At 52.8% G+C, this 12,847-nt stretch carries 12 protein-coding genes; 8 read left to right on the top strand and 4 right to left on the bottom strand.

Features of this window, described 5'->3' with window-relative positions:
- Positions 1–213 precede the first annotated feature (213 nt).
- Together fucP and ACJY2G_RS17705 are read left to right on the top strand one after the other, a co-directional pair.
- On the top strand, positions 214–1,452 hold the full coding sequence (gene fucP, locus ACJY2G_RS17710; protein ID WP_430319348.1) for an L-fucose:H+ symporter permease: 1,239 nt from the start codon (positions 214–216) through the stop codon (positions 1,450–1,452).
- Positions 1,453–1,645: 193 nt separating this feature from the next.
- Positions 1,646–2,851: an MFS transporter gene (locus ACJY2G_RS17705; RefSeq protein WP_430319349.1), complete on the top strand. Its 1,206-nt coding sequence runs from the start codon at positions 1,646–1,648 to the stop codon at positions 2,849–2,851.
- Positions 2,852–2,898: 47 nt separating this feature from the next.
- Here ACJY2G_RS17705 and ACJY2G_RS17700 read toward each other — a convergent pair whose 3' ends face one another.
- The 3 genes from ACJY2G_RS17700 to ACJY2G_RS17690 are packed head-to-tail and all read right to left on the bottom strand — an operon-like array spanning position 2,899 to position 4,335.
- The gene (locus ACJY2G_RS17700; RefSeq protein ID WP_430319646.1) at positions 2,899–3,606 is read right to left on the bottom strand and encodes an ArsR/SmtB family transcription factor; all 708 of its coding nucleotides are present in this window, start codon (positions 3,604–3,606) and stop codon (positions 2,899–2,901) included.
- On the bottom strand, positions 3,603–3,995 hold the full coding sequence (locus tag ACJY2G_RS17695) for an amino acid-binding protein (RefSeq protein ID WP_112289725.1): 393 nt from the start codon (positions 3,993–3,995) through the stop codon (positions 3,603–3,605). The genes ACJY2G_RS17700 and ACJY2G_RS17695 overlap by 4 nt, the downstream gene beginning before the upstream one ends.
- Positions 3,988–4,335 (bottom strand): antibiotic biosynthesis monooxygenase family protein, encoded by a 348-nt coding sequence (locus tag ACJY2G_RS17690; protein WP_430319350.1) that lies wholly within the window; start codon positions 4,333–4,335, stop codon positions 3,988–3,990. The genes ACJY2G_RS17695 and ACJY2G_RS17690 overlap by 8 nt, the downstream gene beginning before the upstream one ends.
- A gap of 242 nt (positions 4,336–4,577) precedes the next feature.
- On the opposite strand from ACJY2G_RS17690, the gene ACJY2G_RS17685 reads away from it, so the two are divergent.
- The 6 genes from ACJY2G_RS17685 to ACJY2G_RS17660 all read left to right on the top strand — a co-directional run bounded on the left by ACJY2G_RS17685 (position 4,578) and on the right by ACJY2G_RS17660 (position 11,641).
- Positions 4,578–5,561, top strand: a complete 984-nt coding sequence (locus ACJY2G_RS17685) for a DUF1852 domain-containing protein (RefSeq protein WP_159281752.1) — start codon at positions 4,578–4,580, stop codon at positions 5,559–5,561.
- Between the two features lie 29 nt (positions 5,562–5,590).
- A complete protein-coding gene (locus ACJY2G_RS17680; protein ID WP_113876461.1) occupies positions 5,591–6,622 on the top strand; it encodes a methionine synthase in 1,032 nt (343 codons plus the stop codon).
- Between the two features lie 248 nt (positions 6,623–6,870).
- Entirely contained in the window at positions 6,871–7,566 is a 696-nt protein-coding gene (locus tag ACJY2G_RS17675) for a fimbrial biogenesis chaperone (protein ID WP_120163382.1), read from the top strand.
- Positions 7,567–7,666: 100 nt separating this feature from the next.
- On the top strand, positions 7,667–8,239 hold the full coding sequence (locus ACJY2G_RS17670) for a fimbrial protein (RefSeq protein WP_157961000.1): 573 nt from the start codon (positions 7,667–7,669) through the stop codon (positions 8,237–8,239).
- Positions 8,240–8,342: 103 nt separating this feature from the next.
- The gene (locus tag ACJY2G_RS17665; RefSeq protein WP_439291967.1) at positions 8,343–10,775 is read left to right on the top strand and encodes a fimbria/pilus outer membrane usher protein; all 2,433 of its coding nucleotides are present in this window, start codon (positions 8,343–8,345) and stop codon (positions 10,773–10,775) included.
- Complete coding sequence (locus ACJY2G_RS17660) at positions 10,766–11,641, top strand: hypothetical protein (RefSeq protein ID WP_430319352.1); 876 nt, start codon at positions 10,766–10,768, stop codon at positions 11,639–11,641. Before ACJY2G_RS17665 ends, ACJY2G_RS17660 begins: the two co-directional genes overlap by 10 nt.
- Here ACJY2G_RS17660 and ACJY2G_RS17655 read toward each other — a convergent pair.
- The gene (locus ACJY2G_RS17655) at positions 11,616–12,746 is read right to left on the bottom strand and encodes an HD-GYP domain-containing protein (protein ID WP_430319353.1); all 1,131 of its coding nucleotides are present in this window, start codon (positions 12,744–12,746) and stop codon (positions 11,616–11,618) included. The two genes, ACJY2G_RS17660 and ACJY2G_RS17655, sit on opposite strands and share 26 nt — an antisense overlap.
- Positions 12,747–12,847: the final 101 nt, after the last annotated feature.

Below are 12,847 nucleotides of genomic sequence, written 5' to 3'. Positions count from 1 at the left end.
CTTCGCAGGGGGAGGTGCAAAGCGAAATCCGCTCAACCCTGTGAATGTGGGGGGAGCAAAGCGAAACCTGCCTCACCCCTGAGAATGGGAATGAGCAAAAGTAAAACTCCCTGCTATGAGGGAGTTAATCACGTTTTTCACGATATCTGACATAAAAAATCAGCCACCTGAGCTGAACCCCTACATGCGTTACCAGATACTGAGGAATACACTATGCTCGCCGATAAAACTGCCGCGCCTGCTTATGCGCAGCGCAAAACGACGTCCGGTTTCAGACTGGCGTTCATTCTGGTCACCACGCTGTTTTTCCTGTGGGGTTTATCCTACGGGCTGCTGGATGTCCTGAATAAACATTTCCAGGAAGTGTTGCACGTCAATAAAGCCCAGTCCGGCCTGTTACAGGCCGCGTATTTCGGGGCGTATTTCATCATCGCCCTGCCCGCCGGTTTCTTCATGGACAGGTTCGGCTATAAAGCCGGGATCCTCGTCGGGTTATGCCTGTATGCACTGGGCGCGCTGTTGTTTGTCCCCGCCGCCTCTGCAGGCAGTTTTGGCATGTTCCTGTTTGCGCTGTTCGTAATTGCCCTGGGTCTGGGTTGTCTGGAAACCGCCGCTAACCCGTTTGCTACCGTACTGGGCGACCCTGCCGGAGCAGAGCGCCGCCTGAATCTTTCTCAGTCGTTTAACGGGTTAGGTCAGTTTATCGGCCCGATTATCGGCGGTTCCCTGTTCTTCTCCGCCACGCAAGGCACCACGGCGGATGGCCTGTCCTCGGTCAAAACCACTTACGTCGCTATCGCGGTGTTAGTGCTGCTGATCGCTTTCCTGTTCGGGCGCACCAAATTGCCGGACATCCGCGAGCAAAGTACGTCGGAAGATCACGGCATCGCGAAAGGATTGTGGCAGCACGGTCATTTTACCGGCGGCGTAATCGCACAATTTTTCTATGTGGCGGCGCAGGTTGGCGTCGGCGCGTTCTTCATCAACTACACCACCGAACACTGGCACACGCTGTCGAACCAGAATGCGTCGTACCTGCTTTCGGTCGGCATGATCAGCTTCATGGTCGGGCGTTTCTTCAGCACCTGGCTGATGGGCTTCGTCCGCCCTGCCACATTGCTGGTGATCTACGCCATCATCAATATTGTGCTGTGCGGCGTGGTGGTGGCGGGGATTGATAACGTCTCGGTGATTGCGCTGGTGGCGATTTTCTTCTTTATGTCGATCATGTTCCCGACCATTTTCGCCATGGGTGTCAAAAACATGGGCAAACAAACCAAACGCGCCAGTTCGGTGATGATCATGGCGATTGTCGGCGGCGCGGTGATGCCGTATCTGATGGGCGCGATTGCTGACCATTACAACACCGCCGTTTCGTACGCCCTGCCGATGGTGTGTTTCGGCGTGGTACTGATTTATGCCGTGAAACAACGAGCGAAAGTGACAGTCTGAGGAGAGTGGTAATACAAACACTCTGAATGCCATACCTCACCAAATTCCCTCCTTAATGCCTTTCGGCGTTAAGGAGGGACTGCAACGCTGAAATCCACGCACTGAGCTTTAACATTTCTGTCATCCCGGAGTGGAAAATCCTGCTTATACTTCATCGCGTATGAAACTGGTTAATAACGCTGAAGGGTAAAATATGTCGATTCGTTCATTGCAGGCACTGTGTTTAACCAGTTTTTTTATTGCGGATGTCCGTGACGGGCTGGGGCCTTTTTTGGGAATATTTCTGACGCAACGTCACTGGCAGCCCGATGATATCGGATTGCTGATGACTGCCGGCGGTGTGGCAGGTTTGCTGGCGACGCTGCCTGCGGGGTTCATTACTGACGCATCGAAAAACAAGCGTCTGATTCTGGCACTGCTGTGCGTGCTGATCACCGGCACGACACTCCTGCTGTGGCTCAGTCAGGCAAATGCCGTGGTGGCGTTTTCGCAGATCGTGAGCGGAATATGTGCTGCTTTTGTCGGTCCGCTGATAACCGGCATCACGCTGGGCCTGACCGGGCAAAAAGGCTTTAGCGCGCAGATGGGCAAAAATGAGGCGTTTAACCATGGCGGGAATTTTATCACCGCGCTGATTGCCGGAGGGATCGCCTGGTACTGGGGCATCGGTGGTATTTTCATCCTGATGACCTGCACCATGCTGTTAACGCTCATCGCGCTGACGGGCATTCGCAGCAGCGATATAGATGATAATGCGGCGCGTGGTCTGGAGTCCAGCGCATCTGCGCAAGTTCCCGACTTCTCGGTGCTGGTTAAAAATAAACCGCTTCTGATAACGGGTCTGACACTGCTGCTGTTTCATCTGGCGAATGCGGCACTGTTGCCAATGCTCAGCATGAGAGTGGCTGCGGCACCCGGCGCTGTCAATCCCGGACTTTATGCCGCCGCAACTGTGATTATTTCTCAGCTGGTGATGATCCCGGTGGCAATCTGGACCGCAGGGCGCATCGACAGAGTCGGCTACTGGCGGCTTATTATGTTGGCTTTATTGGTCATGCCCGTCAGGGCTGCGCTGGCGGCGAGTTCTGCCGCGCCCTTAATGATGGTGCCGGTGCAAATACTTGATGGCGTCGCCGCTGGCGTACTGGGAGTGGTAGTGCCCAGCTTTATCGTGGTGCTGCTGCGCGGAAATGGTCACGTGAATGCGGGACAAAGCGTGGTGATGCTGATGCAAGGCGTCGGTGCGGCCATGAGCCCGGCCCTGACCGGTATGATTGCGGGTCATTACTCTTTTGCTACGGCGTTTAGCGTTTTGAGCGTGATCGCACTGACGGCGCTGCTGATCTGGTGGCGGTACGCCCCGTTACTTTCACCACCATCTTGTATGGAGACCCGCTGAATCTTCCGTCCTGCCGGGCAAATAAAACGGAATCATAACCGGCGGGATCAGGTCAGATTCACACCAAACAGGCGGCTCAGAGCCACTCTGCCGCCTGTCACAGTCACTTCGCGATAGCCCGGCGTGCGTGTTATCCACTCTTTTTGCAGTAACAGCGTCATCAATGCCTGCCCTGCATCCCCGCCCAGATGAAAACGTCTTTCACTCCAGTCCAGACAAGGACAGCAAGCCTTACGACGCGGACGCGGATCAAGCACTGCGCCAATCCGTTGAAAATGCGCTTTTCCCTCGGATGTCAGCGCATTGCCGTCAGGCTCAAGCCATCGCTCACGCAGCATAAAATCATAGATTTTTACCGCCAGTTCTCCTGCCAGATGGTCATAACAGGTGCGTGCATAACGCAAAACGACCGGCGTGCTCGGCGTAAAAGAGCGTTGACTGCGCATAGAAACGCCCATCAGGTTTTCCAGCAGTCCGGCGATATGATGTCCCGCCAGACTGTAATACCGGTGGCGTCCCTGCGTCAGGCAAATCACCAGCCCGTTACTGAGCAGCCGGGTAAGATGCCCGCTGGTCGTGGAGGCAGCGATCCCCGCTACCGCACTGAGTTCGGTCGCAGTCCATGCACGCCCGTCCATCAGCGCGCACAAAATACTGACCCTGGAAGGGTCAGATATTGCAGAAGCGACCAGCGACATGGACTTTTCAAGAGAATCATCCGGCTCACTGTCGTATTCGGTATGAAGAAAATTCATGCAGAGTGTATTGCCCATTGTTGGGTGACTTCTGCCGCCCGGATATCGTCATCCGTCAGCAAGATAAGCCGGTTGTCGTGATCGCTATACTGTACCAGAATGTTAATGCCAGCCTGGGCCAGAGTCTGGGCGATTTCGCCCAGTTCGCCCGGCTGTTTCTGGGGTAATTTCCTGATCAGCGGACGTGACAGGTTTCTCACGTTAAAACCTGCGTCAGTCAGCACCTGACGGGCTTTCTCGCCATCTTCTATCAGGAAATGCGCGTGCGTGGCTTCCGGCGTGGTAAATACTCCGCCGCCTTCCAGACCCACGCCGTTGAGACCGAGAACGCGTCCGAATGAAGCCAGCGAACCTGAAGTATTATCGAGAATAACGTGAATGTCATACATGCTGATGCGCTCCTTTACCAGACGGCTGATGGGAAGATTTGTCGGAAGAATAGTCACGAAAGACACGGGCAACGCGAATTCTGTAGTATGAAAAAATCGACTGTTTGCCCTCTTTCTGGGCGGCCAGATGCATCAGATTTTGTTTCCATCCGGCGACCGACTCTTCATCTTCCCACCACGACAAAGAAAGAATTTTCCCGGACGTGCTCAGGCTCTGGAAGCGTTCAATTGAGATAAATCCCGGCGTGTCCGACAACAACGGCTTCAGCTCTGCCGCCAGCTCAAGGTAGCGCTCACGCGCTTCGGGTACTGTGTCTGCCTCAAAAAGTACTGCGATCATCTTTCTGCTCCCTCATGAATTTCACTCAGCTTATTACCGGCAAAAAGGGGATGCTTCGGTCAGCGCCGAAGTATGTCGGTGACGCGCAGGCAGGATCATGAACTTTGCTCATGTTCAGTGAATTTAAATCACTTTTTTTCACTCAATGACTCAGGCATAAAAGAGTCATCGCGATTCACCCTTAAAATATGAAGACTACTGAAATAATGTAGGTTTTTCAGCAGCCGGGACACCTGATAAAAATGAAAAAAGAAATTACATTCACTATTAAGAGCATTCGTTTCGACGAAGATTATAACCCCTCGGAAAATACGCGTATTACGACTAACTTTGCCAATCTGGCGAGGGGCGAAAAACGTCAGGAAAACCTGCGCAACACTTTAGTGATGATCAATAATCGCTTTAATTCTCTGGCGCACTGGGACAACCCAACCAGTGACCGCTACGCCGTTGAACTGGACATCATCACCGCTCAGTTGAATATCAGCAGTGAAGGAAAATCCGACGCCTTCCCGGTGATTGAAATATTAAAAACCAATATCGTCGATAAAAAAACCAACGAACGTTATGCAGGCATTCTGGGAAATAACTTTTCTTCTTATGTCCGTGATTATGATTTCAGTGTTGTACTGCCTGAGCATAATAAGGACAAAGCCGGATTCAGCCTGCCGGAGAATTTTGGCGTATTACACGGTGATATCTTTAAGCGCTTCATTACTTCAGATACCTACAAACAGTATTTTAATAAGACACCGGTTATCTGCCTGAGCGTTTCAAGTAAAAACACCTATTACCGTACCGGCAATCAACATCCTGTATTAGGCATCGAATATCAGCAGGATGAGCCTTCCCTGACGGATGAATATTTCGCCAAAATGGGACTGCGCGCCCGCTACTTCATGCCTGAAAACAGCGTTGCGCCGCTGGCGTTCTACTTCAGTGGCGATTTGCTAAGTGATTACACCAATCTTGAGCTGATCAGCACCATCAGCACGATGGAGACTTTCCAGAAGATTTATCGCCCTGAGATCTACAACGCGAATTCCCCGGCGGGTAAACAGTATCAGCCGAGTTTGAATTTCCAGGATTATTCATTAACCCGGATTGTTTATGACCGGGAAGAACGTAGCCAGCTGGCTGTTGAACAGGGGAAGTTTACTGAAGAGCAATTTATTAAACCTTACCAAACTGTTCTTAAACAATGGTCTGCTGAACCCGTTCTCTGATTTACCAAAAAAATATAAGGTCACCTGTGATGAAAAAATTATTACCGACATCGACTGCGGGCAGTTTACCGAAGCCCTCCTGGATTGCGCAGCCAGAAACACTCTGGTCGCCATGGAAACTGGAAGGTCAGGAATTAGTTGACGGCAAACTCGATGCGCTGCGTTTATGTCTGGAAGATCAACAACAGGCCGGTATTGATATCGTCAGCGATGGCGAGCAAACGCGTCAGCATTTTGTCACCACGTTTATCGAGCATCTTGAGGGCGTGGATTTCGAGAAGCGTGAAATCGTTAAGATCCGCAACCGCTATGAAGCGAGTGTGCCGACCGTCGTGGGGCCGGTGAGTCGTAAGAAGTCTGTGTTTGTTGAAGATGCGAAGTTCTTGCGCAAGCAGACCACGCAGCCGATCAAATGGGCCCTGCCGGGACCGATGACCATGATCGACACGCTCTATGACAATCACTATAAAAGCCGCGAAAAACTCGCCTGGGAATTCGCTAAAATTCTCAATGAAGAAGCCAAAGAATTAGAGGCTGCGGGCGTCGATATCATCCAGTTCGATGAACCAGCCTTTAACGTGTTCTTCGATGAAGTCAATGACTGGGGTATCGCCACGCTGGAACGAGCCATCGAAGGACTGAAGTGCGAAACGGCTGTCCATATCTGCTACGGCTACGGCATCAAAGCCAACACCGACTGGAAAAAAACGCTGGGCACAGAGTGGAGACAGTACGAAGAGATCTTCCCGAAACTGCAAAAATCTAATATCGATATTATCTCGCTGGAATGCCATCACTCGCATGTTCCGATGGAGCTGATGGAGCTGATCCGCGGTAAAAAAGTGATGGTTGGTGCCATTGACGTGGCCACCAATACTATCGAAACCCCGGAAGAAGTTGCCGCGACGCTGCGTAAAGCGCTGCAATTTGTCGATGCCGACAAACTTTATCCGTGCACCAACTGCGGCATGATCCCGTTACCGCGCGGCGTTGCGCGTGGCAAGCTGGATGCGTTAAGCGCCGGTGCAGAAATCGTGCGTAAGGAATTGCTGGCGAAATAACGTCGCCGGATGGAAGAAAAAGTCCAGGCTGGCGATCGGTTCGATCGCCAGCCGCCCCGATATTTTTATTTACATCCCAATTCCTGATTACCCCCCCTGCGCTTTACATTGCATTCCGTTTATTTTCATCTCTGTAACACCGCTGAATATCACCTCCCTCCGTTTATATTTCGTTGAACATTCAAACCTATAATCATCACAACAGTGTGTAAAACACCTTAAGTAAATTTTATAATTTCGGAAATATAATGAACGTTAAAATGGCCGTCAGACTTTCAGCCGCTGCCCTGATTTATTTGATGCCTTTTTATTGCCTGGCATCTTTGGTTTTGGATGAAACCCGTGTGATATACCCGGAAGCCGATCCGCAGGAATCGGTGAAAGTCGATAATCCCACTTCCCTCAATTTTCTGGCACAGGCGTGGATTGAAGATGAGCACGGACGTGAGGAACAACATTTTACGGTCTATCCGCCCTTATCAAGGATTAACGCCAACAGTACCAGCTCGGTGCGCATTGAGAAGATAGACAGCGAGAAACTTCCGGCGGATCGTGAAACACTGATGTGGCTGAATATCAAGGAAATTCCCCAGCGACAGAAGGCTGATGGTCCGCAACTGGTGGTGGCTTTCAAAAGCCGCATCAAGATTTTATACCGCCCGAAAAGCATTGATCCCGAACTGCATGAAAGCTTTACCAAAATGACCTGGCAGACGTTACCCGGAAAACTGATTGTCTCTAACCCGACGCCTTACCATATTACTTTCGATAAAGTCTGGGATGGTGCGATGAATAATCCGGCCAATGAATTGCCCGCAAATATGGTAGCTCCTTTCTCCTCATTGACTATTTCTGTGCCTGCCGGGAAAACAGTTCATACCGTTTATTACGACATTATCAATGACTTTGGCGGGCTGTCAGAAATTCAACACGTCTCTTTATAACAGGCGTTACTCTCGTAAGTAATAACTATTATCAGAGTGAATACTTCCCATCGGGAAGTGGATATTTATGTTCTCAGTAAATAACAAAGGCAAGGAAAAAATGTTTACCCGAAATAAAATGGCATGTGCTCTGGCATTCTCGTTATTACCTTTTATCAACACGGCAATGGCGGATGATACAGCCGCTAACTCGGTTGAAATCCAGTTCAATGGTCAGGTCAAAGCCCCGACCTGCACTATTAACGACAACACGTCTCACTCTGTGGTGTTACCGGAAATCAATTTGCAAAAGGTTGAGGCACTCACCACCGGTCAGGCAACAGCCGATCAGCAAAAGCGCTTCCAGATTAATGTCAGTTGCGCCACTAAAGCCACCGAGAACGACATTCAACTGACCATCGAAGGTAACAGCGCCAGCGCGACGCCTGAGGTGCTTTCCAACAGCAGCAATGATGCGGAAAGTGCGCACGGTGTCGGTTTCGAGTTGTTCAGTGAACAGGATCAGAACACGCCATTGCAGGTGAACAGCGTGGTTCCGGCCAGTGATTACATTGACCGCCTCAATCAGGGCGATGACAACATCAATTTTATCGTGGAATACGCGAAACAGGACGCCACGGTCACGGCCGGAAATGTCACCTCCAGCGCGACGTTTGCGTTCACTTATAAATAGTCTTCAAGGATATAAAATCTATTAACGGAAATAGCGTCTGGCGCACCTCACTACTTCACCGTCAGACGCTACCGGGCCGCAAGGCCCGGATCCCGCCATCGTTATGAAAATCGTCCCGTGTTGTCTCATCCTTTTTCCGATATCCGCAGCCCATTGTTCGCGGGCTTACGGTGACGACTTTGATCTGTCACTGATGGAGAAAATGGACAACTTACGCGGCGTTGACACGTCAGTACTGCTCAAAGGCAGCCAGATGCTGGCCGGTGATTATCCGGTTGCCTTGCTGATCAATAGCGAAGAATTTGGACAGATTACGCAACCTTTTCGTTTAACGCAGGGTTCTGTCCAGCCGGTATTTACCGCCGTGCAGCTAAAAGCACGCGGAATTGCCACCGACCATGCCCCTGCGGGGCTGCATCCGCTGGCCGCATTTGTTGATAACGCCAGTGTCACTTACGACGCAGGCAGTGAAAAACTTTCCCTGACGGTGCCCCAGGCCAGGCTGACGCCACCTTCCGGCGATATCGCCCCGCAGCAGGAGTGGAACGCCGGGCTCAATGCCGCCCGGATCAATTACAACCTCAATCTGCAACGCGACACGGGCGGTCAGAGTCAGAATACCCACAGCGTCAGTTCAACCTTTAATAATGGCCTCAATCTGGGCAACTGGCGCCTGCGCAACGACGGTTATTTCCGCTATCAGCGTGGTCAGAGCGGCCATTATCAGAGCAGTTCCAGTTATCTCACCCGCGATATCGCCGCGCTGAAAAGCACCTTTCGCGGCGGGGATTTTTTTACCAACGGCAAGATTTTTTCATCGGTTTCCCTGCGCGGTATAACCCTGTATTCCAGCGAAGAAATGCGTCCCGATAACCAGCGTTTTTTCATGCCTGCGATCAGCGGCACTGCCCGCACTAATGCCACGGTAGTGATCCGCCAGAACGGCTTTGTTATCGATCAGCGTCGCGTCACGCCCGGCGCGTTTGCTATCCGTGATGTGCACAGCGCCAGCAGCTCCGGCGATCTGGAAATCAGCGTGAATGAAACCGACGGCAGCGTTCAGCATTTTACGCAGGCTTTTAATGCTATCGCCGCCCTTCTGCCGCCGGGAGTGTTCAGTTACGAGCTCTCCGCCGGACGCTATCGCAGCAGCGGCGCGGGTGCGCTGACGCCCTCGCTGTATCAGGCCAGCGCATTTTATGGCCTGAATAACACCTTCACTTTGCTGGCCGGGCAGCAAATGGCCAGCCGTGACGCGTTCCGCTATCAGAACAGCGGCGGCGGATTAGGCGCCAATCTGCCGCTGCTCGGCGGGATGTCGGTATTGCTTAAGCGCAGCGAAACAAGTGCTACCACGGCGAATGATGCAGCGCGACAGGGAAAGCAACTGGAAACGCTGTTCGTGCGCACGCTTAATCAGACGCAAAGCACCCTGAGCCTGAGCTGGAAACATAAGTACAGCGCAGATTATCAGGAAGTCAGCGACGCAATCGGCACTGCGCAGCACAGCGGGGGCAGCCTGGCGTATCACGATCAATACAACGTGCAGCTCGACCAGAGTATTGAGTCACTGACCCTGCTGCTGCGTTATACGCAAGACCGTACATGGAACGGTGAAAAGCAGCACAGCTCGCGCATCTGTCTCACCATGAGCCGCTGGCAATCTCAGTTTCAGATTTACTACACGCATCAGCGCGACCTTCACGGCAGCATCGATAACAGCCTGACGTTTAATGTCCAGACCCCGCTCGGCGAATCGCAAAACCATCGCGCTGGCTTTAACTCCCTGACCGGCTCGCACGGCAGCAGCCAGCAAACCGCGTCACTGAACGGCTCGTTTCTTGACGATAATCAGTTGAGTTACGACGCCAGTATCTCCACCCAGGGCGCGGACGTTTCCTCCAATTTATCGGGTACGTACAGTGGTTCATCCGGGCTGGTGAGCGCCGGGTTGTCTCAGGGCAAAGGGTATCAGCAAACCCTGATCGGGCTTCAGGGCGGCGTACTGGTTCATCATCACGGCATCACGCTCAGCCAGCCGCTGGGCGATACCGTGGTGCTGGTGCATACGCCGCAAACACGCGATTTAAAAATTGAGAACAATCAGAATGTGTATACCGATCGCTGGGGCAATGCCGTCGTGCCTTACGCGGTGCCATACCGGGTGAACGATGTCGGGCTCGATCCCAGTTCGTTGAATAAACAGATTGATGTGCCCTCTGCTGTGGAAAGAGTCGTACCCACGCAGGGCGCCATCGTCGAAGCGGACTTTAATGCACGCCGTCATGACCGGCGCTTCGCCAGAATATCCGACAGCCACCGTCATCCGCTGCCTTTTGGCGTTAGCGTTCAGGATGCCAGTCAGTCCCCCATGGGCACCGGCGGCGCCGCCGGCGTGCTGCTGGCCGATTTCACTCACCGCCGCTGGCCGCTGACGGTGAGCCGTAACGGCCATGTGCTGTGCCACATTGCGCAACCCTCCGCTTCCTCCGCGCCCTCTGACACATCAACATTATGGAAATTATCATGCCTGTAACTCATCGTACTGCCCTGCTGCTGCTCTCTCTTTGTGCTGCGCTGTCGGGGATTTCGCCCGTCTATGCCGGATCCGGCGGCCTGATGTTATTCAAAGGCGGCACCCTGGCGGTGAAACAAATGCAGACAAACGGCAGCCTGCTGGCAACACTGCCCGCCAGCACATTCAGCGGTACAAATCTTTCCGGGGAAAACCTTCAGGTTGCGATCACGCAGGCCTCATGGGATGAAAATCGGGGGATTTATCAGAGCGGCATTCCGGGCATTGGTTTTAGTTTTTGCACGGAAGATGGCGGAGAGTGCCTGCTGAATGGCAAGTCTTTTTCAGGCGACATATTGAGTCAGCGGATGCGTAATTTCGCCGTCAGGCTGTACAAAACAGGCGACGTCACGGCGGGTGATTACACCTTACCGGCGCTGCTGACGCTCAGTTATCAGGGAACCCCGCGGATGACAGTCGGGCTGAGTGCGCTGCGCGTTAATGTCAGCCAGTGCAGCGTCACCCGCGACAATCTGCGGGTCAGATTCCCGGATACCATACTCAGTAATCGCACCCTGCTGTCGGCGGTGAGTTTCCATCTGCCGGTCGTCTGCAAAAATGCAGCAGATTATGACAACATCGCCATCCATTTCAGTTTCAGCGGCGCACGCCATGACGCACAGCACATTGAAACCGGTTTGCCGGGCATCGCCCTGAGTGTGAAAAATGAGGCGGGAAGGTATGTCGATTTCAGCGCCGCCGCCAGCGATCCGCATACCCTGTTTCATGAAACAAGTTACGTAGCCGAACTGACCCGCAACGCCCGCGAAAAGGCGCAGGCGGGGGAATTCAATGTCAGCATTACAGCAGAAGTGGAGATGCGCTGAGCATTGTCTCTCCGGCAGCCAAAACATCGGCATGCAACGCACCGACCACTTCAGCATCCAGCCCGCCGCGTTCTGCGGTTTGCTGCATGATGCTGAAGCATTTTTCCGGTGAGCAGGCTGTTTTGTATGAGCGGGCTTCGCGCAGTGCGGCATAGCAATCGGCGACTGAAATAATGCGTGGCCCGAGATCGAGCTGAACACCGCGCAGGTGGAAGGGGTAGCCCTTTCCGTCCGGTCGTTCATGATGAAAACTGGCCATGCGGGCAATGTCATGCATACCGGCAATGCGCGAAAGAATTTTCCAGGTGAACTGCGGGTGAATGTGGATCTGACGGCGTTCGAGGTCTGTCAGCGCCGATGTTTTGGTGAGCAACGCGGCGGGAACGACCAGTTTGCCCAGGTCATGCAGTAAACCCGCGACGCGGATGCGCTGCACGCCTTTTTTGGAAAACCCGTACATTTGCGCAAGCCGGCCAGCAATGTCCGCTACCACTACGGAATGTTGTGCGGCTGAACGACAATGCTGATCAATGACCGCTGCCAGCAGGGAAGACAAGGCGGTGAGTTCGTCATGAGTCAGCACGGTTCCCGCAAACGGTGAAAAGGACGCGGCAGTATTGATCAACGTGGCGGAGGCAAGCTCTGCCCAGAATTCTTTTTCCAGACCCAGCTCACGTAAAGCGAGAATGTCGTCGAGCTGATAACGGGAACCGATGGAATCGCACAATGTTTCAATCGCGTGTGACGGGTAGTGGCCGCGGGGGTATTCATGAAGCGCCAGTAAATCCAGATTATCGGCCAGATCAAGCAGGCGACTTTCCGGATGCCGCTGCCCTCTTGCGGCGATGAGGCCTGCGCTGCCAGCCAGCAAAGGAATGTTTGCGATTCGCCTGACACAATCTTGCGGAGTATGCGCGCCGTGGCTGATACCTCGCAAAAGTGCAGCAATGAAAAGGCGCTTTTGCACCAGCGGACTGAACCGCCGCTGACGGGCAATATTCATCACGATATAGGCACGCCGCACGCCGCGGTGTCCGTTTTCAGGACTTAACAAATCCAGCGCAGAGGAAAATCCAATAAGAAAGTCTGTAAAGGTAATATCCACGTCACCACTCCGCTCAGTTAACGATGCGAGCAGGAAAACGCATTTCGACGTGGCAGACAATTTAATTACATAAAGCGGGTATATATAGATTTTTATTCCTG

The organism is Rahnella sp. ATs2, from assembly GCF_051851855.1.
GTDB lineage: Bacteria > Pseudomonadota > Gammaproteobacteria > Enterobacterales > Enterobacteriaceae > Rahnella > Rahnella variigena.
Note: the sequence above shows the minus strand (reverse complement) of the source record. Positions and strands in the feature narration are given on the sequence as shown.

Coding starts and splice junctions, on each gene's coding strand:
- fucP (WP_430319348.1), top strand. CDS start 214: ATGCTCGCCGATAAAACTGCCGCGCCTGCTTATGCGCAGCGCAAAACG.
- ACJY2G_RS17705 (WP_430319349.1), top strand. CDS start 1,646: ATGTCGATTCGTTCATTGCAGGCACTGTGTTTAACCAGTTTTTTTATT.
- ACJY2G_RS17700 (WP_430319646.1), bottom strand. CDS start 3,606: ATGAATTTTCTTCATACCGAATACGACAGTGAGCCGGATGATTCTCTT.
- ACJY2G_RS17695 (WP_112289725.1), bottom strand. CDS start 3,995: ATGTATGACATTCACGTTATTCTCGATAATACTTCAGGTTCGCTGGCT.
- ACJY2G_RS17690 (WP_430319350.1), bottom strand. CDS start 4,335: ATGATCGCAGTACTTTTTGAGGCAGACACAGTACCCGAAGCGCGTGAG.
- ACJY2G_RS17685 (WP_159281752.1), top strand. CDS start 4,578: ATGAAAAAAGAAATTACATTCACTATTAAGAGCATTCGTTTCGACGAA.
- ACJY2G_RS17680 (WP_113876461.1), top strand. CDS start 5,591: ATGAAAAAATTATTACCGACATCGACTGCGGGCAGTTTACCGAAGCCC.
- ACJY2G_RS17675 (WP_120163382.1), top strand. CDS start 6,871: ATGAACGTTAAAATGGCCGTCAGACTTTCAGCCGCTGCCCTGATTTAT.
- ACJY2G_RS17670 (WP_157961000.1), top strand. CDS start 7,667: ATGTTTACCCGAAATAAAATGGCATGTGCTCTGGCATTCTCGTTATTA.
- ACJY2G_RS17665 (WP_439291967.1), top strand. CDS start 8,343: ATGAAAATCGTCCCGTGTTGTCTCATCCTTTTTCCGATATCCGCAGCC.
- ACJY2G_RS17660 (WP_430319352.1), top strand. CDS start 10,766: ATGCCTGTAACTCATCGTACTGCCCTGCTGCTGCTCTCTCTTTGTGCT.